Origin of the sequence: Cohnella hashimotonis, from assembly GCF_030014955.1 — a bacterium.
In the GTDB taxonomy this organism is placed as follows: domain Bacteria; phylum Bacillota; class Bacilli; order Paenibacillales; family Paenibacillaceae; genus Cohnella; species Cohnella hashimotonis.
Genome location: NZ_JAGRPV010000001.1, coordinates 1,851,594 through 1,876,199 on the forward strand (window position 1 = coordinate 1,851,594; position 24,606 = coordinate 1,876,199).

The window sequence follows — 24,606 nt, forward strand, 5'->3', positions numbered from 1 at the left end:
CCGAATGGTTATGGACGGGGGGCAGTTTCGTGCTCCTGCTGATGTTAGTCGTCCCGTATCTGTCGGGCAGCCGCATACGGGAGATTTGGACGGTCTTTTTAACGATGCAGACGATAAAATGGCTCTTCGGCGTGCTGAAGGCGGAGTTCCGGCTGGTAGAATTTCCGGTGCGATTCTTTCCCTATGCCACCCAACAAGATTTCGCGACGGACTTCGCGCTATGTCCTGCGATGGCCGTTTTTTACGCGATGATCGTCCGCGGGCGCACGCTTCGCGTTCAACTGGGCTATGCCGCGTGCTTTGCGGCCGTTTATGCGCTGTGGAGCTGGGCGATGACGAAATGGACGAACCTGCAGGTTCATCTGCACTGGCGTTCTGAATTCGACTTTTTGTTCGTATGGGTCATGCTGCCGGCAGTGAAGCGAATCTCGGACTGGATCCTCGCGAAGCCGACAGCCGCTTCAGACGGAGAGGTCCGCCGATGAAGCTCGAGCACTGGATCGAGACTTTCGTCTGGATGCTGTCTGCCGCGCTGCTATATGGGTTCATCCCGGCCGACAAACGAAGGGAAGCTGCGCTAAGCATCATCTTCATGCAGTTTATTGCTTGGCTTCTAGGCTTGGTTGTCGTCGAACTGCATTGGATCAGCTATCCTCAGCGCATCTTTACCGAAGCGACTCGGGCTAACGTAACTTTCGAATTTTGTGCCCTGCCGGCAATCGGCGCGATTTTTAACGTCCGTTATCCCGCAGAGAAGCCTTTCTGGCACCGCACGGTTTACGCGCTTGCATTTCCGACGGTTTTGGCAGCGGTAGAATGGCCGATCGAGATATACACCGATCTTGTCCGTTACGAGCATTGGAACCTCGCGGCGACCTGGATCAGCGAGCTTGCGGTGCTGCAGGCCTGCTACAGGTTTTACCGATGGTACTTCGGCTCTGGGGACAGGGCGCGGCTGGACGTATGAGCAGGCGTATGGCGCTGGGTTCGTCCGGGCAAAATGGAGGAGAATGCCAGCGCTGAATGGAGGCTGACGATGGCTGACCCGAAGGACGTGGACGGGGGAACGAAGTCCGACGAAAACACGAAACCAACCCTCGAAGCCGTGGCCGAGGCGATGAAGGGCTGCGTGGATTGCCTTCATGAGAAGCTCGAGGGCAGCGGCGCCGACCTGGTCTATTTTCCGACGCTCGTCGACCTGAACAACCTTCAGCGGGATCTGATACGTCCCTTGTCCCAGGCGTCCTCCGAAGCGTTGAACACGCTGCTGTCCGGTGCGCCCTTCAGGGCCGCGACCGACCTGAAGTCGTGCATCAAGTCCATCATGGACGGAGCTGCCGCCGTTTTTGCTGGACAGAAGGTGTACCTTTTCGATGCGCCCAAATCGACAGGGAGGCAAGTCGAGCAGTCGGAGACGGAGACCGTCATTACCGGACCGCACGACGGCTTCGTCGAAAGCCTCGAGGAGAACCTTGGCGTCATCCGTAAAAGGCTCCGCAGTCCCAAGCTGAAGACCGTCGCGCTCGAGGTCGGAGAAATCGCCAAAACCCGCGTCATTTTAATGTATGTCGAAGGAATCGCAAACGAAGAATTCGTGACTTTGTTAACCGGCCGCATTCGTGACATCGAGATCGACGGCGTGTCGGATTCCAATATGCTCGTTCAGCTGATCGATGAAAATCCGAACTCGCTTTTCCCGCAGTATCTGACGACCGAGCGGCCGGATGCTGTCGTATCGAAGCTGCTCGGCGGACGGCTGGCGGTCATTCTGGACGGGAGTCCGGGCGTGTTTTCGGCGCCGACGGCATTTCTCGAATTTTTCTCGTCGCCGGACGATTATTACCAGCGGTGGCCGATCGGCACCGGCTTGCGCATCCTTCGGCTGATCGGCTTTTTGATCACAATCTGTTTTACTGCCTTTTATGTATCGGTGACGACGTTCCACTACGAGATGATTCCCCACACGATGCTGCTCAATCTCGCCGAGTCCAGAAGCCGGGTGCCTTTCCCGCCGTTGATCGAGGCGCTCCTTATGGAGACGACGATCGAGCTGCTGCGGGAAGCGGGCGCGCGCCTGCCGACGAAGATCGGTCAGACCATCGGCATCGTCGGCGGTATCGTTATCGGGCAAGCCGCCGTCCAAGCCGGATTCACGAGCAACATCCTGATCATCGCAGTCGCGATCTCCGCGATCGCTTCGTTCGTTATTCCGAGCTATATCATGAGCGCATCGCTGCGCCTGATCCGCTTTGGCCTGATCATCCTGGCCGGCATACTCGGCAACTTGGGCCTGATCTTTGGCATCGGGTTTATCGTCGTCCATATGGCCGGCGTGACGAATCTCGGCACTTCGTATTTGACGCCTATCGCCCCGGCGAAGTTCATGGATATCCTCGACACGCTCGTCAGAGGCCCGTTCTGGGCGCTGCGCGAGCGGCCTACGCTCAGCCGAACGAAGAACAAGGTTCGTACGAAAGTCAAAAGATAGCGGAGGCAACCCGTGAAGGAAAAACTGAACAGCTTTCATGTGGCGCTTCTAATTTACATGATCGAGCTCGACGTCACCGTATTAATGCTGCCTCGCATGGTCGCCGTTCAGATCGGCACGAACGGCTGGCTCGGATTCCTGGGCTTGTCGCTCATCGCGGCTTTTAACATTTGGCTCTATAAGCTCGTCTACAGTGCGGGACAAGGAAGATCCGTGTTCGAAATCTCCGAGGCGGTCCTTCCAAAGTTCGTTTTGTATCCGGTTTATGCGGTGCTGTCTCTTCTGTGGCTCGGAATCGGCGCATTTGCCGGCAAGAGCTTTGTGCTTGTGTTCCAGACGCTAAGCTTCCAGACGAGCTCGCCGATGCTGATTTTTGCCGTTTATTGCCTGCTTGTATACGTGCTGCTCTGCAAGGATCTCTACAGCATCGTCAAGGCCTCCACGGTGTTTTTTTTGCTATCCATCTGGATGCTGCTGCTGGCGCCGAATTTTTTTAAAGACTGGAGCTTCCACCGGTTCACATCGTTTTTGTTTCAGGGCACGACAAACGGCCACAGCTTGAACGGCATGCTCGACGTGTATTCCGTTTTTATCGGCTATGAGCTTTGCGTGTTTCTGTTTCCTTTTTCGGATGCCAAGACAAAACTGTTTAAAGGTGTCTTTGCCGGTCATGCGATCATTACGTCGACCCATTTGTTTACGATCCTGATTTCCTTCGGTTTTTTCAGCTTCGAGGAAGTGAAAATATTGCAGTTTCCCGTCATTCACACGCTGGAGTACATCGAGATGCCTTTTATCAACCGCGTTGAAAATCTGGTTTTTCCCTTTTTCCTGTTCTCCAATCTGGTCACCACCGTCATGTTCGCTTTTGCCGCCCGAAGCGCGCTACGCCGCATGCTGCCCCATATCGAAGACAAGCGCCTAGCGCTGCCGTTAGCGGCGGCGATATTCGCGCTCGGCTTTTTGCCGACGGTATTTCGGGAGGCCGCCGATTGGATTCGGCTTACGTACTTCACGGAGACCGGCGTCGCGTTCGCGCTGCCGCTGCTCCTGCTGCTGCTCGTCAAGCTCGGCGGCAAACGGACCAAGGAGGTCTCTTGACGGTGAGAAGGAACAAGGGAATCGTCTGGCTGCTTGCCGTCGTCGCGATGCTTGCCGGATGCAGGGATCAAAAAATACTGGAGAAAATCGGGTTTGCGCGCACGATCATTCTTGAGAAAGCGGATGGCCCCGACAAAGCCTTGAAGGTCACGATCAGCATCCCAAAAACGAATCAGACGGAAAGCATCGTTTACACGGATATTGCGAAGAGCTTCAAGCAAGCGAAAATTCATTTTGATATGCAAAACGATCGCCGGATCGTGTTAGGCCAGCTGAGGCAAGTCATGTTCGGAGAGTCGCTGGCGCGCGTGGGCGTATGGCTCCCGATGGAATCGATCTTCCGCGATCCTGCGATCGGCATCCGCACGCACGTCCTGGTCGCGGAGGGAGACATCCAGCGGTACGTCAAAAGAACGTTCGCGCAGGGTGGGACGATGGGCGAATATATCGATAATCTGGTGCGCTCCGATGCCGCCACCCGGGGGCAATACGATACGAACCTGCATACGTTTCTGCGGGATTATTACGACGACGGGACGGAGCCGATCGCCACGATTATAGGCGAGACGGACGAGGGGTTGAAGGTCAACGGCATCGCGCTGTTCGTCAGGGACCGGTACGTCGCCAAAATAAAAGCGGACGACGCGATGTATTTTTCCCTGCTTCGCGCGGATGCCAAGAATGCCGCTTTGTTTATGGACGAAGTTGAAACGCCGCGCGGAACGGGCAACATCTCGCTGGCTAACGTCTCGGGCAAGCGCAAGATCAAGATTTTGTCGCTGCCGGATACGAACCGGAACAAGCCCGCGCGAATCGTCATCGGAATCAAGCTCAGAGGCTCCCTTATGGAATACGACGACCTGCTGCAAATGAACAATCTCGCCAGTCAGCCCGTACTTGAGCGGGCCATGAGCAAGTTCGTTGCGGAACGATGCGAGCGTTTGATCCGCGAGATGCAAAAGCCGGGGGCGGACGGCATCGGGATCGGCAGCTACGTCCGCGACAAGATGCGCTATGCGGACTGGAAAGCGCTCAATTGGAACAAGGCTTTTTCGGAGGCCGAGATTCAAGTCGTCGCAGAGGTCAAGATCACAGATTACGGCAGACTGATCGATGCCAGCGCGTGAGCGGTCGCATCGGTGTGACGAATGTCATTGCCTGCGGCGGCAGGTTGTGGCAAGCTGATGGGGTAAGCGGGATGATATAAACGGTCCCGAAGAGGAGGCTTCCCCATGAAGTTCGATTATCTACCTCCGGCCGATCAGATCATCGAGATGATCGGCCGCATCTACCGGTTCGGCATGACGACGACGTCCGGCGGCAACTTATCCGTCCTGGACGACGACGGCGATATATGGATTACGCCTGCCGGTGTGGACAAGGGTTCCCTGCGCCGGGAAGATATCGTGCGCGTGCGCGCGGACGGGAGCCATGCGGGCCTGCACAAGCCATCGAGCGAATTTCCGTTTCACCAGGCGATCTATCGAGCGAGGCCGGACCTGCGGTCAGTCGTGCATGCGCATCCTCCGGCGCTTGTCTCGTTCAGCATTGTCCGCAAGGTTCCCAACGTGGACATGCTGCCCGGCGAACGCGAGATTTGCGGCGAGGTCGGGATCGCGCCCTATGCGCTGCCCGGCAGCGCGCAGCTCGGGGAGAACATCGCCGCCGTATTCGCGGAGGGCAAGCGCTGCGTGATGCTCGAGAACCATGGCATCGTCGTAGGCGGCGATTCGCTGGCCGATGCTTACAAGGCGTTCGAGACGCTGGAGTTTTGCGCGCGCATGGAGATTCAGGCCTCCGGCATCGGCCGACCGCGTTCGCTCACGTCGGCGCAGCAAGCGCTGGCGGCATCCGCTGCCCCGGCGCTTCAGGTGCTTCCGGCGCGAAGCGGTCCGATAACGACAGCCGAGCGCGAGGCGCGCGTGCGGATGTGCGACTTCATTCGCCGCTCCTATGAGCAGCGTTTGTTCACGAGCACGCAGGGCACCTTTTCCGTGAAACTGGCGGACGACGCTTTTCTAATCGCGCCGCACGGATTGGACCGCAAGTATCTGGAGCCGGAAGATCTTGTGTTAATTAAGGACGGCTTGGCTGAGCCGGGCAAGCAGCCGAGCCGCTCCGTCCTGCTGCACCGGGCGATCTACGCGCAGCAGCCTCACGTAGGCTCGGTGCTGGTCGCCCACTCGCCCTACACGATGGCGTTCGCCCTGACGGACCGTCCCTTCGAGTCGAAGACGATTCCCGAAGCGTATATTTTGCTGCGCGGAATGCCTAAGCTTCCGTTCGAATCCGTCTACGAGTCGGTGGAGGAGACGGCGGCGCGGTTTACGCCGGACGTCCCGCTCGCGCTCGTCGATAACAACTGCGTTATCGCCACGGGCAGCAGCCTGCTGAACGCCTTCGACCGGCTGGAGGTCGCGGAGTACAGCGCCAAATCGATCATCGAGACGGCGAATCTCGGCTCCATCGTTCATATGGACGACGATAGCATCCGGGATATCGAAGAGGCGTTCGGACTATAGATGAGCCTTAACCGGGAGCGAGATCGCTCGGGCGCTAACGAGGACTTTCTCTTCGTTGGCGCTTTTTTGCGTTCCTTTTTTACTTTCATTCATGCGTCCGGGCGACGGCGTCAGAACGCCAAACGAATCTCCGCAGGAAGCGTGTGACCGTCACGACGCTCGGCGAATATGGAGTAGGAGACGGCAGCCGTCCCTAAGCGGCTAGCTTCATGAGCGAGGTGCTGGAGCATGGTCAAAACTTGGCGGGGCGCGCCTGCGGCAGACGGCTACCGCATGCCGGGCGAATTCGATGCGCACGCCGGCACCTGGATGCTGTGGCCGGCGAGGACCGATACGTGGCGCCTGGGAGCGAAGCCCGCGCAGGAGGCTTTCCGGAGGGTGGCGCTCGCGATCGCGTCCTTCGAGCCGGTCACGATCGGCGTGAACGGGAGCGGGTTCGAGCATGTGCGGCGGATTATGCCTGGCGCGGTTCGCGTCGTCGAGCTGTCCTCGAACGACGCCTGGATGCGGGACATCGGACCGACCTTCGTGAGAAACGATACGACCGGAGAGGTGCGCGGCATCGATTGGGGATTTAACGCATGGGGCGGGTTGAACGGCGGGCTTTATTTTCCATGGGACCAGGATCAGCTCGTAAAGCAGAAGGTGCTCGAGATCGAAGGCAAGGATCGATACGATGCCCGGGACTTTGTCATGGAGGGCGGTGCGATCGCCGTGGACGGCGAAGGAACGCTGCTCGCAACGGAGCAATGCCTGCTGCATCCGAACCGCAATCCCCGCCTCTCGCGGACGGAGATAGAGTCGCGGCTCGCGAGGTCTCTTGGCGTGCGGCGGATCGTCTGGATCAAGCGCGGCCTCGCCGACGACGAGACGGACGGCCACATCGACGAGTTGGCGGCGTTCGCTGCGCCGGGGATTGTCTTGCTGGCATGGACGGACGATCCGGATCATCCGCAGTACGAGATCGTGCGGGAGGCGGAGGCGGCGCTTGAGGCGCAGCCGGACGCGAGCGGACGGCGCCTGCGGCTCGAGCGGATTCCGCTGCCGGACCCGATCGAGCTGACCGCCTCGGATTGCCGGACGATCGATCGCGCGGCGCAAAGCTTCGGTCGCAAGCCGGGCACGCGCATCGCGGCGTCGTATGTCAATTTTTACTATTGCAACGGCGGCTTGATTGTCCCGGCCTTCGGCGATCGCCGGGACAGGGAGGCGCTTGCGAGGTTTTCCGCTCTCTTCCCGGACCGCAAGGTGGTGCAGGTGTATACGCGGGAAATCGCGTTTGGCGGCGGCAACGTCCACTGCATTACGCAGCAGGTTCCGGATGGGGGGCGCGGGTGATCTGATTACGGAAAGGAAACTGATTTATATCTGACTCACAAATTAATTGACCTTCCAATTTTTACAGGATATAATGCCTTTATTGTAATCCAGATATAAGTTAGAAATCGAACGATGGATACGGTAAAGGAGCCTGCACGATATGGCCTACATTTTATCTCAACTGAACAAAACCGGCCTGCCGCCGCTGCTTGCAGGCATTGCCGACAAGACGCAATGGCTGGAGAAACGGACGCAGATCCGCAGGACCTGGCTGGAATATATCGGGACGCTGCCGGAGCGGCCGCCTGCCCGCCTGCGGTACGTGTCCGCGACAGAGGAAGCGGGTTATACCCGTCATCGCGTCGAGTACGACACGGCATACGGGGATACGGTCCCCGCTTATCTGCTCGTGCCGGCCCCGCTTGCGGACGGCTCCCGCCCGTCATCGGGATATCCCGCCGTCATGGCGCTTCATCCGACCCATGAGATCGGCAAGGACGACATTGCGATCGTGCCGGGCAGGCCCAACCGCGGCTATGCCGTCGAGCTGGTCCTGCGCGGATATGTCGTGCTTGCGCCGGATGCGCTCACGGCCGGAGAACGTATTTATCCCGGCTATCCCGCTTTTGACAGCACCGCGTTCTATGAAGCGCATCCGGAATGGTCGACCGTCGCCAAAAATGCGACGGACCATATGCAGGGCATCGACGTCCTCGCGTCGCTCGCGTTCGTCGACCGGCGCGCGATCGGGGCGATCGGGCATTCCTTCGGCGGCTACAATGCTTATTTTCTGGCGGGCCTGGACGATCGCATCCGCGCCGTCGTATCGAGCTGCGGCTTCAGCCCCTTCGCCGGCGATCCGCACCCGGACCATTGGGGCTACCGGTCGTATCCGTACACGCATATCCCGAAGGTGAGTGCCGACCTGCAGGAAGATCGGGTTCCGTTCGATTTCCACGAGATCGCAGCCCTGTGCGCGCCCGTGCCCTTTTTTAACTATGCGGGCCAGCAGGATGCCATCTTTCCGCACTGGCGCTCGGTCGCCGAAGGGATGGGGGAGCTGGCCAAGCTGTACGGCTTGCTGGGCCGCGAGGACCGGTTCCGGTTCTATCTCGGCGAGGGCAAGCACGATTTTCCCGAAGAGATCCGCTTGCTGGCATACCGCTTCTTGGATCGCTGGCTCAAGCAAGAAGGAGAATAAGCGATGAATCCGCTAAAAATCGTCATGCTGCAAAGCCGTCATTTTACGGACCGCATCTTTAACGAAGCGCACTTGTCCCGAATCCGGCAGTTCGGCGAGTTGATCGTCAACGACAGCGTAGGCAATCCGACGCCCGAGCGGGCGGCAGAGTTGGCCGAAGGCGCGGATATGATCATCACGTCATGGGGCTGCCCGCCGCTTGACGCGCAGGTCCTCGACCGCTGTCCGAAGCTCGGCATCGCCCTGCATGCGGCCGGCACGGTCAAGCCGATCGTAAGTCCGGCGCTGCAGGAGCGCGGCATCCGGGTCGGTACGGCGAACGAAGCGCTGGCCCGCGGCGTGGCGGAGACGGCGCTCGGTCTCGCCATCGTATCGCTCAAGAACATGTGGCAGCTGGCCCGCAACACGCGCGAAGGCGAGTGGGACAAGCAGCGGGAGCGCGTGCGCGAGCTTTACGAGGTCACCGTCGGCGTCATTGGCGCAGGGCTGTCCGGCCGCCACTTGATCAAGCTGCTCCAGGCGTTCGAGGTTCGGGTGCTCGTGTACGACCCGTTCGTGAACGAAGCCGCGATCGCGGGCATGGGCGCCGAGAAGGTCGAGCTGGACGCGCTGCTCTCCGGCTCGGACGTCGTCTCGATTCATGCGCCGTCGATTCCGGAGACGGAGCGCATGATGAACGCGCGCACGCTCGGACTGATGAAGGAAGACGCGATTCTCATCAATACGGCCCGCGGCTCGCTCGTCGACGAGGAGGCGCTTGTCGCGGAGCTGCGCAAAGGACGGCTGTGGGCGTGCCTTGACGTCACGGACCCCGAGCCCCCTTGCGCCGATCATCCGTTCCGCTCGCTGCCCAACGTCACGCTGCTTCCGCATATCGCCGGTGCCGAGAACAATGGCCTGCGCCGGATCGGCGCCTATATCGCGACCGAAGTCGAGCGATACGCCGTCGGCAAGCCGCTTCAGGGTGAAGTCGACGTAACCCAGCTGTTCAGGTTGGCTTAGGTCGTGTTGACACTGCGCGAAGCGCGCAACTAAGATAAGAAGAACATCGGATTCCGACTCGCCCGCGGGTACGCGAATCCTTTTTATTTCTTAGAGGCGGTTGGGAGAGAGTTATGAAAACGAAGCAAAGCCGCAAAACGTTCCGGATCCGCCAGGACGAGATGCTGAGCCGCCTGAGGCAGGACATCCTCGAGGGCGTTCGCAAGCCGGGGGAGTTCCTTCCTTCGGAGAAGGATTTGTCGGACCGGTTTGCGCTTAGCAATAAAATCGTACGGGACGTGCTGGCCGAGCTGGCCGCGGAAGGCCTGATCGAAAAAAAGCCGCGGATCGGCAGCGTCGTCTCGCAGCGCAGCGAGCCGGAACGCATCGTCTTGAAGCTCGGCCACCACGGATCGACGCTCCGGGAGACGGAGCTGAAGGCGCTGCTGTCGAGCTTCGAGGCGCGGTATCCGCACATCCGCGTGCAGGACGTTACGCTGCCGGGCCACGATCCGATCGCGCTGAAGCCGTACTTGGAACATGGACTGGTCGACGTGATCACGCTCAACGATGCCGAGCTTCGGACCTTCCGGGAAACGGGAGATGCGGACGGGCTGCTGCCGCTGGTAGGGGAGCCGGAGTGCTACCCTTTTTTAACCGGCGCGATGACGGCCGGCGGCACGCTGTTAGCGAGGCCGTTTACGTTCAGTCCGACGATTTTGTGTTACAACCGCGAGCATTTCCGCGAGCGCGAGATGTGGGAGCCAGACAGCGGTTGGGGCTGGGACGAGCTGCTTGGCGCGGCGGACCGGCTCACGGTGCCTCAAGAACGGGCAGGCTTTCATTTTTCGGCTACCCAGCGCAACCGGATCGCCGTATTTTTGCTGCAAAGCGGGGCGAAGGCGGAGCGGGATGCCGCCGGCCGGCTTCGCATGCGCGGCACGCGGATGCTCGCAGGCATTCGGCGTTATAAGGAAATCGTCACGGACCGGATGACGCCGCTCATGTCCGAGCGCGATGCCGGATTTCGTGTCGAGGAGCTGTTCGCGCAGGGCAAGCTGTCGATGATGCTGACGACGTATTACGGCTTGAACGCGCTCCGGCAGGCCGACATCGCTTACGATATCGCGCCGCTTCCCCGGCTGTCCGATCCGGTCACGCTGGTCATCGCGATCGGGCTCGCCGTCAACAGGCATTCCCCTCGCGCGGCGGAGGCCAGGCTGCTGACGGAGTACTTGACCGGGCCGGCCGCGCAGGCGGCCATTCGCCGCGATACGCTCAGCCTGCCCGCCTTGCGCGCGGCCGCCGACGAGCCGGGCAACGGCGACGGCGCCGAAGGTTTTTCCCGCCCCTCGAGGTTCGGCATGTACCGGGAGATCATTCCGACGTATCGATTCGGCGATGCGCTAGGCCTGCTGGAGCGGGAGTGGAGCCGTCTGCTGCCCGAGGTCATGCTGTATTTGTCCGGGCTTCAGTCGGAGGAAGCGTTTTGCGACAAAGTCGAGGCGGCCGGACAGTTTTCGTGATCGCCGGCATTCAAAAAAACGCGCGAGCCGCATTCGCTCGCGCGTTTTTTTATCGTTTACGTCGGCCTTGCTCATACTTCTCCTGCCGCTTGCACGAATGATCCGCTAACGGTTCCGTGACTTTACCCGATGATCCGAACGGCGATGAAGGCAAGATCCTCGCTATCGACCGCGCCGTCCCTGTTGATGTCCGCCCGCTTGGCTTCCGTCCATTCGGCGCTCGTGGCGTCCTTGCCGTAGTAAGTCGATACCTGGACGAAGTCGGCGATATTGAACAGCGGGTCGTCGTCCATGTTGCCCGTCGCGTCGGTTATCCGGTGGGATTCGAAAGCCGCGATCGCGGCCGACAGGTTCGATTTCGCCGCTTGCACCTGCGCCTCGGTCGCGCCGGTCTGATGAAGCACGGCTTTAGCCGCGTCGATGGCCGCAGTCAGGGCCGACTTCAAACCGGTCAGCATAGCGCCGAAAAAGTTGCCAGTAGCCGTTCCCGCGACCGCCTGGTCGCGCGTCGATTCCGCCTGCGCGATCAGCGCTGCGAGCGACGCCTGATCGGATATATTCACTTCTGCGGAGCTTGCCGCCAGCGCGGTGACAACGCCGGCTTCCGTGGATACCGATACCTCAGAAGCTGCGAAGCTCGACGGACCCGTGGGCGCGTCCGTCTTCGCCCGAAGCTTTAAGGTCAGGAACGGCGTGCCCGCCGGCAGCGTCCCGGTTCCGGTGCGACCCGCCAATATCCGCAGCTTGCCTGCCGTCGCATCGTTCGTGACGATAACCGCCTGCTGCGCAAAGTCCTTAGCGTAATCGTCATAAACGAACTTGTCAGGGTCGTAAGAGAAGGTAAGATCGACGCCGGCCGCCTGGCCCGCTTGATCAAGGCTCAGGCGAACGTCAAGCGGCTGGCCGGGACTGACAGCGCTCGCGCTTGTCGTCAGTTTGACCGAAGCTTCCGCCTGCGGCTCCGTTTTTTTCAAGCCGACCCAGTCGATATTCGCAGCCCCGGCGACGTTCCACATCTTGAGCGTCACGGGTCCGGCGGGCAGATAGGTGCCGGCGCGTACCCTAATCGCTCGCCATTCCTCCGGCGTGGTTCCCCAACTCGGCGTGCTCGGAATTTCAGCCGAATACAGGTCCGAGCCCAGCTGAATCAGCCGCTTCATCGGAACGCCGCCGAGCTCCCAGCCGCCCACGTATTTCATCGCCACATCGTAGTAGCCGGCTTCGGGAACGTTAAGCTGCCAAGTAATCGTTTGACCCGGATTGCTCCACCCGCTGACGCCTGCGCCGCCCGAGAGAAAGCTGCGCGTGTTATATGTCGCGATCCCGCTATCCGCGCTGCTGAAGCTTTCCGCTTCTGCAAATACGTCTAGACCTGCCTTGACAGCCTCGAAGTCGGACGTTTGTTCCGACGGCGTCACCGCACCCGATCCTGCGCTGCGCAGCTTAAGGGCTCCCGTCGGATTCGGTACGACGATCTTGGCGTTTGCGCCGACGAACATGGCGGGCTTGACGCCGCCGCTCCCCTCGATCAAGAGTCCGGCCGGCGCTTCGAGCACCTCGTACAACCCTGCCGCGTTCGATAAGGTCCCCCAGGCCGCGGTGCCGCCGTGGCCGTCCCCATAAACGGACAGCGTTACCGTTGAAGCCGAGCCGTTGATTGCAACCGGATACGAAATGGGAGCGAGCGGCGCGGGGGCCGGAATATCGCGCAAGAGCAGCCGATGCTGACCCGGTTCGACATTCAAGGTTAATGCGCTGGCTGCCGTATCCCAGTGCACGCCGCGCGAATACACGGCTTGCGTTACGCTGCCGCCCTTGGGCAGACTGCGGTATTTTTCATCCAGAACGGTCGTCACGCCGGATTTCAGCAAGCTGACTTGCGCATCCTGCGTGCCTGTAATCGACAGCTCGTCGCCGGAGAGGGCGACGGTCGCAGGCTGCGTGCTGCTAATCCGCGTCTGGCCGTTTACGGACAGCTGGGTGCCGCCGACCAATAGAACGGAATCTCCTCTGACGGTAGCCGCGATGCCGTCGAATTGAACGTTGTCCTCGGTAACGACGACGCCGCTTTGACCCGTGCGTACATACACGTTCGTGCCATCGGCGAAGTGCAGCTTCCTGTACGTATCGTGCGCCTCGGATACGATGCTCTGCGGCGTGGAGCCGGCCTCGTAAGGAACATAGGTGGATACGATCGTCGCATTTTTGGTTTTTGGCGTTTTGAATCCGCCATGTTGCCGGATTCTGCCCACATAGGGCTGTGCTTCAGGGTTGTATTCCGCGCCGTCGGCGCCGACGTACTTGTCGGTTACCGGGATGGCGCTTAGCCCCGGGTAGTACAGATTGACTTTAAGAGCAGCCTGGTTTTTGACGATCGTGGCGCTGTCGTTCGTTTCGTCGAGGCTTAAGCTTTTATCGGCGTGAAGCCAATATTCGAAGCTCGAGCCGCCCGGCTCGCGCGCCTTCAAATTATCGACGACCACGAAGGCGCCCGGTTTTACGTAGATGACGCTTCGCTGCGCCAGATCGAGACCGGCGTTGCTTCCGGCATTGTAAGCTTCCTTTGCGTCGCCGACCGCCGCGTCGAAATCTTTATTCGTGGCGAAGCCCGTAATCTGTCCGGATGCCCGCATATCGTTTGTGCTCTGGCCTTTTTTGCCGTCGTACGTAATCGCGTTATGGGAAAAGGTTTGCTTGGCGTATTTGGTGTAATGGCCGCTGTCGTAAGCGTCGTAGAATCCCCCTTCCACCGTAAGCTCCTCGCCGAAGGCTTTGATGATCAAGCTGTTCTGATCCGCCTGGCTGTGATTGTAGCTGCCGAACGGACTCGACTTCATAAAGAGCGAGATCCGCTTCGGATCGATGAGGCTGGAGTGCATCGCGACCGTTCCGATTTGCTCGAAATAGCGGGCCGTCGGCAGCTCTACGGGAGGACGCGCCGGCAGGTCCGCGTCTTCGTATAAGTAAGTCATGAAGTTATCGATATCGTACTGATATTGCCGCGCGTACCATTGCATCGTCTGATCCTGCTGCATTTGGGCGTTGCGGGTGATGCTGGCGGACACATAATTGCGGGAGATGCCGTCGTTGCCGTTGCCGAACGCGCCGCCAAGCTGGCCTGGCGGCAGCATATACATCGCATACGAGGACTCGTTGCGAAAATACGCCTTCCGGTAGCCGTTGAAGCCGGTGGCCGCATAGAGCGTATCCAGAAATTGCTTGCCGGACATGCTGGACCACTGCCAGTAGCCTTCGCCGTTGCCCCAGCCGCCGTCTTCCCCGCCCCATGTCGGAGACAGATTAATGTAAGCCGGCACGATGAGATTGAACCATTCCTGCGCTTTCTGCGAAACGACGGTGCCGTTAATGTCGACGTCCTCATGCAGCAAAGCGGTCGCGATGATGCCGAGGTAGCCGTTGACCGTCCAGCCGTGGGAATCGTACGGGTTGCTGGTAATCGGCGCTTCGTCGTACAGAACGTCGTCCGCGATCGTCTGCGCGCGGTCCAGCACCATCGCGAGCGCCGTTTCCCTTTGCGCCGGGCTCAACAGATCGTAAATCCAGTCGTAAGTCATCGCGCTCGTCAACACGATGTCCCTGTGAACCTGGTCGTTGCCGCCTGCAGCGTTGTCATATTGAGTAGGGCCTTCCTGGGTTCTCCAGGTGGAGACATGCAGCAGCCGTTCCTTGGCGAACTCGCCGTATACGGGGTCTCCGGTAACCAGATAGACAAAGGCGGCATTGATCATTGGAGCGGTTACTTTTTGCGTTTGCGCGAGCACGGTCGGACCGGTTTGCGTTTTGACCGGTTCGCCCGGCATTTGATGGTCGTTCGTATTAATGATTGATTTAATCCGGTCGAACGTTTTTTTGCCGGCCCCGTCTTTTCTGGCGCGGAATTCCGTCAGCTTGTCGGCTGTCGTCAGCACGCGGGGATGCGAATCGGGCACGTTCGCGATGAGCTCGGATACGGGCGGAACCGGAAAGGGCACGGCATCGTCGTCGATCCGGAATTGCCGGACGTCGCTCCAACCCGACCATCCCGCCGGTTTATGAAACCGAACCCTCCAGAAGTACGATTGACCGTCCGCGAACGCGGTCGGGAAATTATAGTAGTTGACGGCGATATCGTTCTTCTGGTACATCACGTTCTCGAAGCCGCTGTCGGCCGCCACCTGCAGCTCGTAGGCATCGGCGCCCGAAATGACGGGCCAGCCGAAGTCGGGGGGATTTTGCGTCGTTACGAGACGGTCGATCGGTTGAAAATGCCGCGAGCCCGCAGGATTCAGATTTGTCGGCCACGACAGCGAACCGTTCGGCGGCGGCGTCGCTGTCGGCGTAGCGGTCGGTGTCGCTGTCGGTGTCGCGGTCGGCGTCGGCGTCGGCGTCGGCCCGGAGGTGGCGTCCGCTGCGGTCAGCGTTGCCTGATCCCAATACAGGTCCGCCGTTCCCGTGCCGGACGTAGAGAGCTCCACCTGTACGGCGGTCGTCCCGGCAGGAGGTTCGGCCGTTAAGGTTAACGCTTCCCAACTGCCCGTGCCGGTCGTTTGCGCTTCGGCGAATGGCTGTCCGGCGGCGCCGATAAAGCGGAGGATCAGGCTGCCGCCGCCCGACAAGGCTTTCGCGTTCACCGCGGCCGTATAGGCTTTGCCGGGTACGGCAGGGGCCGTCGCGCTTTTTACGCTGTAAGCGTCCGTCGCGGATTGGTCCGACACGTGCAGCGATTTAATGCCGTGCGTAGCATAGGCGGCGCCTGTCGCCGTAGCGATGCTGGACGCCAAGCCGTGGTCGACCGCGGTCCAGTCGGACGGCCTGACGGTTGTGGCGGCCGCCTCGAAGCTCGGATTCAGAAGCAATTCGGTCGTCTTCAGGGAGGCTTCGTCCACGTAGACGGTTCCGGTTCCGGCGCTGCTCGGGATGACGACGATCATTTGCAAATAGGCAGTATCCGCCGGCGCCGTCCCGCTGGCGAGAATCGTCTGCCACTGATTGCCGGCCGCGCCAGGAACCGATTTTTGCGCGTTCGAACTCCCATTGGCATCGAAATACCTGATAATCAGCGTAAGCGCGCCGCTCTCGATTTTTCCTTTGATGCCGGCCGTAAAAGAAGCCCCCGGAGAATAAGGGATCAACGGACTTTGAATGCCGCCCGTATTATTGGAGATCTTGACGCTGCGCGTCCCTTCCGTAGCTTGTTCGGTCGTGGATTCGACGGTTACGGCCGCATTGAACTTGGTCCAGCCGGCGGGCATATTGCCGGACGCCTGCTCGAACCCGGGATTGGGCAGCAGCTCGGGTCCGAGGACCGGATTCGTTCCGGCCGCGCTGGCAAACGAAAAGGAAAACAAGTTCAGGAGCAGACTTAAGCCCATGACGCATACGAGCGTAATCGACGTCTTGCGTTGAAACGTACGGATGTTCAAATGATGTCGCCTCCATGGTTAAAGTAATTGCGGGTGCAAATCCGAATGACGAACGATTTCACCTCCGATCGATGCCGATACGCAAGCGCATTGTATTGTGTTCATCAGGAGATCTGAATACGCTTTCACCATGGGGGTCGTCGCCTGACAAGATGATGGTAAGACGCCCGTCCGCGGCAGTAAACGAACGATCCTGACGGACCTTCAACTCCTTTCATATTTTCTGATAAAAGTATCAGCTTTCGAAAAACCGACCAAGGCGCGCTTTACGGCGTATTCACGAGCATTTGCGGCTGGGCTTTTTTATAGATTCTTATCGTTTTTGAATGAACCCGAAAGAAGTTGCAACTTGCGGAATACCGCTCATTTCCCGCCGCCCGCCGCCCTTATATGATGAAGGTATAGGCAAAAGGCAAATAAGGGGAGCGCGCAAAAGATGAAAAAAAGACTAGTTTCCGCGCAGGCCACGGACGGCATCGGACGGCTGCGCGCCAAGTGGGCGGACCCGCCCATGGATTGCAGGCCGGTTCCGTTCTGGTCCTGGAACGGAACGCTTGAGCAGGATGAGCTGAACGCGCAGGTCGATGGCTTCAAGACGCAAGGCATGGGCGGCTTCATGATGCACGTGCGGGAAGGCCTCGAGACGCCTTATCTCGGCGAAGCTTTCATGGACCGCATTCGGGATACGGTGGCGAAGGCCGAGGCGGAAGGAATGCAGGCCTGGCTGTACGACGAAGACAAGTATTCCTCGGGAATGGGCGGCGGCCAAGTCGGGCGAATCGGGGGAGACGCCGTCCGCGCAAAGGCGTTGTCGTTGACCGTTGCGCGAACGCTGGATACTGATGATTCGATTCAAGCCGCGTACGTCGCGGTCATCGAAGGCGACGCCCTTCGCAGCTGCGAGAGGCTCGCGAAGCCGGATGCGGACGCAGCCGGCCATGCGCTTGCGGAGGGCGAAGTTTATCTCGTCCTGCGACGCCATGTCGCGGCGCCGAACGAGTGGTGCCACGGCGACGCGTATCCGGACGCGCTGAATCCCGAGGCGGCCAGGCTGTTCATCGAGACGACGCACGAGAAGTACAAGGTCGCGGTCGGCGAGGCCTTCGGGCGAACGATTCCCGCCATTTTTACCGACGAGCCTTCGATCCGCGGCTTCCACGAGGGCTTAAACCGGCCGGACATGACCTGGATCGCCTGGTCGGACGTGCTGCCGGAAGCTTTTCTCGTGCGTAACGGATACGAGGTTTGGGAGCTGCTGCCGTATTTTTTCTTTTGCGGCCCCCACGCGGCGCGCATCCGGCACGACTATTGGGCGACGGTGACGGAGCGGTTCGTCGATGCCTATACGAGGCAGCTCGCGGATTGGTGCCGGACGAACGGCATCGCGCTTGCCGGACACTACTGCGAGGAAGGGAGCTTGATCGGGGCCGCGCTTCATTGCGGCGCCGTCATGCCGCATTACCGTTATCTGGACGTGCCCGGCATCGACACGCTGTGCGAGCAGACGGACGAGAGTCTGACGGTGAAGCAAGCGTCGAGCGTCGCGAACCAGTACGGCCGAAAAAAGGTCATTACGGAAACGTACGGCGTAACCGGGTGGGGGCTCACCTTCGAGAGCCGCAAGTGGATCGGCGACTGGCAGCTCGCGCTCGGCGTCAACGTGCTGACGCACCATCTTGCGCTGTACACGCTCCGCGGCTGCCGCAAGCGGGATTATCCGCCTTCGTTTAACTATAACGTCAACTGGTGGCCGCACAATCGGACGATCGAAGATTACTTCGCGCGTCTTGGCGCCGTGCTGAGCGAGGGCAACGTTCGAAGGGACGTGCTCGTCGTCCACCCCACGTCCTCGGTATGGACGATGCTCGGCCGGGACGTGCAGGCGGGACCATGGCGCAATAGGGCGGGAATCGCGGAGGAGCTGGAGGCTTACAATAAGGCATTTAATGAGCTGATCGACCTGCTGCACGGCGAGCACTACGACTTCGATCTGGGCGACGAAACCATCCTGCGCGAAGTCGGCGCCGTGGAGGGCGATCGGCTCATCGTCGGGCAAGCCGGCTACCGCGTCGCGGTGCTGCCGGATCTGCGCAATCTGGCGCGTCCGACCCTGGAGCTGCTGATCGCTTATATGGAGGCCGGCGGCATCGTGCTGTCGTACGGGGACGGGCCGAATCTGCTGGACGGCAGGGAGGCGGGGAAGGCGCTGTCCGTGCTTACCGGGCATTCCCGGTTCATGAGGCTGAACGGCATGCTTGAGCTGCCGGCGGCGCTTGCCGGCCTGTTCCCGCGCCCCGTCAGCCTGCGCGGGCGTGACGGCGCAGAGCTGCGCCGGTTGCTCTGCATGCGCAGGGAGCTGCCGGACGGCATCGTCGTGTTCGCGGCGAACAACGACCGCGAAGCGGGCTGCGAGGCCCGGATCCGCATCGAAGGCACCGGGACCGTCGAGCGGTGGGATCCGCTGTCCGGGGAGTCGACGCCCGTCGCGTCCAGGCAGGAGAACGGATTCGCGGTTTTCGAGGATCGGTTCGGTCCCGCGGATTCCAGGCTATACGTGCTGCGCGCCGGAGAAGCGGAGCACGGCGCCGCCGCTGCCGCGGCAGGCACGACGACCGACGGGACTGCTCTGAACGACGAGCTCGCGCGTCAATTACCTTTTTCCGAGCCTTGGCTTGTCCTCGACGCCCCGGTTTCCTTCTCCCGGTCCGCTCCCAACGCGCTGGTTCTCGACCGCTGCAGGTATCGGCTCGGGGACGAGGCGTGGTTGGAGGAAATGGACGTATGGCAGGCGCAGCGGGAGCTGCGCGAACGGCTGGGCATGCGTCAGGTTTACGCCAACGGCAAGCTCCAGCGCTACTTATGGATCGGCGAGCCGCATCCGCGAGACGGGGCGGAGGCTGCATTCCGATTTTCTTTTGATGTCAGCCGCGTCCCCGAGGGGGAGGTCAGGCTGGCCTTCGAGCAGGCGGAGCGTTTCCGTTTTGCCTTAAACGGCCGTCCCCTCGCGCATTCGCCCGACGGCTGGTATTTGGACCGATGCCTGGGGACGGTCAAGCTGCCGCGGCTAGCGCAAGGGGAGAACGCGCTGGACGTTTCTTGCGCCTACACGCACGATATGGAGCTGGAGGACGCGTACCTTCTCGGCAGCTTCGCGCTTGATTCTCGCCGCGGCCTGATCCGCGAATCCGAGCGCTTGACCCTTGGGGATTGGTGCGGGCAGGGCTACCCGCATTATTGCGGAAGCATGATTTACCGTTTTGAGTTCACGGCCCCAAGACGCCGGCATGCGCGCGTATTTATGGAGATGGGGCCGTACGAGGCGGTAACGGTAAAGCTGACGATCAACTCTCTCCGCGAGCATGCGATTCCTTGGCGGGCCGCAGGTACGGTCGAACTGACGCCATGGCTGACGGACGGCATCAATGCGCTCGATATCGAGATCGCGGGCAGCCCTCGCAATCTTCTCGGTCCGCTCCACGAGGCCAAGCCGGGCGCCGCATGGACGGACTGGTGGTCGTTTCGCCCGACCGGAGACGCGTATTCCCCGGAATACCGGCTGCAGCCCTACGGCCTCATGGGGCCTGTCAAGCTTTTTGCGATCCCCAATTCAGATTATTAATGGTACGATCAGAGGAAAAAGGAGGGAGTCGCATGAGAAAATTCAATCCGATCCCGCTGTTCAAAGACCGGTCCACTTCCTTGTTTTTGCGGCTTCTCTCGGGTTTCCTCTGCATTATCCTGCTGATGAGCTCCCTCGTGCTTTACTTTTATTCCGAATCCAAAGAAAACGTCCGCGAGCAGATCGTCAAATACAACACGCTGATGCTCCAGCACACGACGGAAAGCTACGAAAAGCATCTCGACATGGTCAAGCGCCAGATGCTCGTTTTTCTGCTCAGCGAGAAGGCGCAGAACCTGCGCGCGGCTCCCAATTACCGGGAGATTCCGCTTCTGCAGCAGGAGATCAACGGATGGACCTCGGACCTGCAGATGTATATGAACAATATCGTTTTTTTCACCCGGTCCAAAGATTTGATCGTCGAAAAGGGAACGAGCGCGCCCGCGAATTCGATGTTTAACGTATTTTACGAGAGCGAGGCGTACGATGCCGCGTTCTGGGAAAAGCAGTTCGACGAGGATTACAGCGCTCGCGTGCTGCCGGCCGACGTTTTCCGCAACCATATGTTTCGCAGCGCGACCACGATCGTCGGAGAGCTCGTTCCGATCGTTTTCAAAACCAAGGGCAGCCATGACTTTTTAATGATCGTCTTTCTGGACGCCCGGAAAATGTTCGAATCCTTTCACCAGGCCGCGGGCGACGATTTTATGGTGATGGACGATACGGGCCGCGCGATCTTCCGGAGCGCAGGCCAAACGCCGGAGATCGACCCCGCCGGGCTGCGCCAGGCGAGCGGAGGCGAGTACGTCTCGGACGGCAAGTACTATTTTCAGTCGAAAGGAACCCTGACCGGCTTCACTTACGTTCAGCGCGTGCCCGTCGAGCGGATCGCCTCGCAGACCCGCATGAACATCACGCTTATCGTCGCGACCGGCTTCTCGATCGCCGCCGGCATCGTCATCTCCTGGCTGTTCGCGACCGGCATCAACAACCCGCTCCAGAAGGTGATCGGCGCCATCCGCGGCGAGGCCGGCAGCGCGTCGTTCCGGTCGTCGATCCGGGAGTTCAACATTATTCGCGGCCAGCTCCAGGACAAGGAAAAAATGCATAAACAGCTCGCGTTCCTGCAGCAGCTTAAAGCGATCCCCAGTCACGGCGCCCCGCCGCCCGCCGCCTTCAAGGACGAGCCGTTCGTCATCGTGCTGTTCCACGCGATGAGCAGGCGGGAGGAAGACGACGAGCAGGCGTATTTCCGGACGTGGCTCAGTTATATGAAGGTACATATGGAAGACCGGCTCGGCCGGGCCTTTCCCGAATCGATGACCTTCCACATCGAGGCCTATCAAATCTTAAGTCTCGTCTACACGAGCCAGCGCGAGGAAATCATCATTCGCCTGAAGCAAATGGAGCCGCTCTTCGAGCAGGATCGGGCGTTCGGCACGGTGACGGTCGCCGTCTCCTCCGTATACGGCAACGCGGGCCGGATCGGCGCCGCCTACCGGGAAGCGCAGGACCTCGTGCTCGAGCGCAAGCTGGCCGATCGGATGCAGATCGTGACCGCACGTACGGCCGGAGCGGAAACGATCGGGTTCGCGCCCGACCAATGGAAGGAATTCCAGTCGAACCTGCGCGAAGGCAACGAGGCGCAGCTGACCAGCCTGATCAAGCGAGTTTTCGCCAAATGGCAGGGGAAAGAAGTGCCCGCGTCCGCCTGGCTGGCGTTCGGCGAGGGGCTGATCGGCAAGATCAAGAGCGAGGCCAGTCCGCTCGTCATCGCGCCGGACCGGCTGCAGGAGATTTTCACGGACGTCGACCGTCAGCTGCAGCGCTGCATTACGGTATCCGAGCTGGAGGCGCTGCTGACGCGCAAGACGGCGCTCGCCGCGCAGGCGTTCCGGGAGAAAAAGCAGCTGCGCGACCCGATCACGACGTTTGTCGTCGAATACGTCAACCAGCATTTGTCCGAAGAAATCTACCTGGATACGCTGGCCGAGCGGCTCAACCTGAGCGGCGGCTACCTGTCCTCCTATTTCAAAGAAAAGACGGGAATGAACATCGTCGACTTTATCAACGAAACCCGGATCATGAAGTCGGCGAGCCTGCTGGTGGACAGCAAGTACAAGGTGCAGGACGTGGCCGAAGCCGTCGGCTACCGCAACATTACCTCCTTCAACCGCATGTTCAAAAAGTACATGGGACTCACCCCGAGCGAATTCCGCAGAAAGCCGGGCGCGGAGCGTTGAAACAGAAAACGTTCTTGCCGAAGAGACAGCCGATACGTGTGAAAAGAAGCCGGCTCTTCCGGGCGGACACAGGTTCCGCTATTTGCGCCAAAAAGGTCATTATTTGGTTAGTCGCGGACCGAGCGTCCGTTATTTCGGTCAATACAGCGGCCAAAGCTTCACTTTAGACGAAATAGCGGACCTCGTGTCCGATACGCCATGGAGATGAGCCAGTACGAGGCGGATAACTGATCCTGTGTCCGGAAATAGATAGGCGACGCGTACGTCACCGTCAAATCCTGTCCCCTCGCCGGACTTTGAGGGCGACGGCAAGCGCCTGGGCTGATGTTTAGGAAAGTGGGCTTTTTTTCGACTATCCGAAAAAAGCTGCAAAAGAGCCGCATTCCGGTGATTTACGGACCGGCTGCCGCTGATTACGATGGGTTGCATAAGGCGGCCGGCGAAAAAGCGAACGCGCCGCACTGCCGCCTTGCAATCGCAGCCGGCTTCATCGGCTCAGCCAAAACCATTTTCGGAAGGGGTTTCCTATGAAAAAGAAAACGACGGGCAGAAGCGCAGCAGGCGTGCTGGTCGCCTCCGCGCTGACAGCGGCCATGCTGGCAGGCTGCAGCGGCAACAACAACAATAATGCCGGCGCATCGAGCTCTGCGCCGGCATCGCCGAGCGCCAGCGCCAGTTCCTCCGCCGGCGGCAGCGCCTCCGCATCCGCCTCGCCGAGCGCGGCGCTGCCGGAGCCGGGCAAGATCTCGATCTTCACCGAATATTCGACCGCATGGCCGCCTCAGGCGGACTGGGGCGTCTGGAAATGGGTGAAGGAGGAGACCAACATCACCGTCGAGCAAAAGACGGCTACGACGACCACGCCTTCGGAAGCGCTTGCGCTCGCCGTCTCGTCCGGCGATATGGCGGACGTGATGTCCGTATTTCCTGCTGACGTCCAGAAGTTCGGCTCGCAGGGCGCCTTCCTCGATCTGTCGAAGCATATGGACAAAATGCCGAACGTCAAAGCCTATCTGGACAGTCACCCCGTCATTAAGATGCGGGTGACGCAGCCTGACGGCAAAATTTTGAATATCATCAACGACGGTGCCGGCGCCGGCAACCAGCTGGTCTGGTTCTATCGGGAAGACATCTTCGACAAGAACGGACTGACGCCGCCCAAGACTTGGGATGAGCTGTATACGACGTCCAAGAAACTGAAGGAGCTGTATCCGGACAGCTACCCGCTCGTGTTCAGGCATGGCCTCGGCACGTTGCAAATCTTCGCCCCGTCCTTCGGCATCCTGCCGGAATATCAGAAGGATCCGGCGACCGGCAAGATGACGTACGGGCCGCTTAACCCGAACTACAAGACGATGGTCGAATACCTGAACAAGTTCTACAAAGAAGGGCTGTTCCCGCCGGACTGGCTGTCGATGGACTACAAGGCGTGGACGCAGTTTATGGCCACGAACAAATCTTTCATCAGCGTCCAGTATATCGGCCAGATCGAAACGATGAACAACCAGCTGACCGAAGGCCGCCTCAAGTTTATGGCGCCTCCGCTCGGCGCGGGCGACAAAGCCTACCTGCCTCAGGGCGGTTACGAGGATTACGGCTTCTCCATCGCTTCGAATACCAAAAATCTCGACGCCGCGCTCCGTTACCTGGACTATATTTACTCGGAAAAGGGACGCGACATCCAAAGCTGGGGCAAGGAAGGCGAAACGTACACCGTCGTCGACGGCAAGCGCAAGCTGAATGACGTTTATAAGGAATCGAACGACCTGCGCCGCATATCCGGCATTCTGTCGGCGGGTACGTACGGCTGGTTCGACTTCGAAGCGCCGTTGTCCTTGATCAAGGAAAGCGAGCGGGAAGCCTACGTCGAGTCGCCGAAGTACCAGTTCCCGGTCGCCAGCACGATGCCGATCCTGTCCAAGGAAGAGACGGATTCGATCACTACGCAGATCGACGCGGTCTACAAATATTACTCGACATCCATCAGCAAGTTCATCATGGGCGAGACGCCGCTCACCGAGTGGGACAACTTCCTCAAAGAGCTGGATAAGTACGGCCTGCAAAAAGTGCTGCAAACGTATCAGGTCGCGCTCGATCGCCAGAACGCGTCCAAATAAGAACGAGTCGAAGAGCGGGGCCGTCGTCGGAGCATCGATCGACGGTCCTCTCCATATCGCGGAAA

The 24,606-nt window shown here is 60.0% G+C and carries 14 protein-coding genes; 13 read left to right on the forward strand and 1 reads right to left on the reverse strand.

Going from position 1 to position 24,606, the window contains the following annotated elements:
• Positions 1 to 29 precede the first annotated feature (29 nt).
• From KB449_RS07190 to KB449_RS07235, 10 genes are all read left to right on the forward strand, one after another.
• Positions 30 to 485 (forward strand): CBO0543 family protein, encoded by a 456-nt coding sequence (locus KB449_RS07190; RefSeq protein ID WP_282907730.1) that lies wholly within the window; start codon positions 30 to 32, stop codon positions 483 to 485.
• A complete protein-coding gene (locus tag KB449_RS07195) occupies positions 482 to 967 on the forward strand; it encodes a CBO0543 family protein (protein WP_282907731.1) in 486 nt (161 codons plus the stop codon). Before KB449_RS07190 ends, KB449_RS07195 begins: the two co-directional genes overlap by 4 nt.
• Before the next feature lie 69 nt (positions 968 to 1,036).
• Positions 1,037 to 2,488: a spore germination protein gene (locus tag KB449_RS07200; protein ID WP_282907732.1), complete on the forward strand. Its 1,452-nt coding sequence runs from the start codon at positions 1,037 to 1,039 to the stop codon at positions 2,486 to 2,488.
• Positions 2,489 to 2,500: 12 nt separating this feature from the next.
• Positions 2,501 to 3,589: a GerAB/ArcD/ProY family transporter gene (locus KB449_RS07205; RefSeq protein WP_282907733.1), complete on the forward strand. Its 1,089-nt coding sequence runs from the start codon at positions 2,501 to 2,503 to the stop codon at positions 3,587 to 3,589.
• A gap of 2 nt (positions 3,590 to 3,591) precedes the next feature.
• Positions 3,592 to 4,716 (forward strand): Ger(x)C family spore germination protein, encoded by a 1,125-nt coding sequence (locus KB449_RS07210; protein WP_282907734.1) that lies wholly within the window; start codon positions 3,592 to 3,594, stop codon positions 4,714 to 4,716.
• 105 nt (positions 4,717 to 4,821) lie between these two features.
• Positions 4,822 to 6,111, forward strand: coding sequence for a class II aldolase/adducin family protein (locus tag KB449_RS07215; protein ID WP_282907735.1), 1,290 nt, complete (start codon positions 4,822 to 4,824; stop codon positions 6,109 to 6,111).
• Between the two features lie 228 nt (positions 6,112 to 6,339).
• Entirely contained in the window at positions 6,340 to 7,449 is a 1,110-nt protein-coding gene (gene aguA / locus KB449_RS07220) for an agmatine deiminase (RefSeq protein ID WP_282907736.1), read from the forward strand.
• A gap of 142 nt (positions 7,450 to 7,591) precedes the next feature.
• Positions 7,592 to 8,632 carry an alpha/beta hydrolase family protein gene (locus KB449_RS07225; RefSeq protein ID WP_282907737.1) on the forward strand — a complete coding sequence of 347 codons (1,041 nt, stop codon included), beginning with the start codon at positions 7,592 to 7,594 and terminating at the stop codon, positions 8,630 to 8,632.
• 3 nt (positions 8,633 to 8,635) lie between these two features.
• A complete protein-coding gene (locus KB449_RS07230; RefSeq protein ID WP_282907738.1) occupies positions 8,636 to 9,634 on the forward strand; it encodes a hydroxyacid dehydrogenase in 999 nt (332 codons plus the stop codon).
• A gap of 113 nt (positions 9,635 to 9,747) precedes the next feature.
• Positions 9,748 to 11,139, forward strand: a complete 1,392-nt coding sequence (locus KB449_RS07235) for an extracellular solute-binding protein (RefSeq protein ID WP_282907739.1) — start codon at positions 9,748 to 9,750, stop codon at positions 11,137 to 11,139.
• Positions 11,140 to 11,261: 122 nt separating this feature from the next.
• Here the strand turns inward: KB449_RS07235 and KB449_RS07240 are convergent, their stop codons facing one another.
• Complete coding sequence (locus tag KB449_RS07240) at positions 11,262 to 16,562, reverse strand: DUF4962 domain-containing protein (protein ID WP_282907740.1); 5,301 nt, start codon at positions 16,560 to 16,562, stop codon at positions 11,262 to 11,264.
• Between the two features lie 436 nt (positions 16,563 to 16,998).
• Here KB449_RS07240 and KB449_RS07245 point away from each other — a divergent pair, with 436 nt between their 5' ends.
• The 3 genes from KB449_RS07245 (at position 16,999) to KB449_RS07255 (ending at position 24,541) form a co-directional block, all read left to right on the forward strand.
• A complete protein-coding gene (locus KB449_RS07245) occupies positions 16,999 to 20,181 on the forward strand; it encodes a glycosyl hydrolase (protein ID WP_282907741.1) in 3,183 nt (1,060 codons plus the stop codon).
• Positions 20,182 to 20,213: 32 nt separating this feature from the next.
• Entirely contained in the window at positions 20,214 to 22,424 is a 2,211-nt protein-coding gene (locus KB449_RS07250) for an AraC family transcriptional regulator (RefSeq protein ID WP_282907742.1), read from the forward strand.
• Between the two features lie 527 nt (positions 22,425 to 22,951).
• On the forward strand, positions 22,952 to 24,541 hold the full coding sequence (locus KB449_RS07255; RefSeq protein ID WP_282907743.1) for an extracellular solute-binding protein: 1,590 nt from the start codon (positions 22,952 to 22,954) through the stop codon (positions 24,539 to 24,541).
• The last annotated feature ends 65 nt before the right edge of the window (positions 24,542 to 24,606 follow it).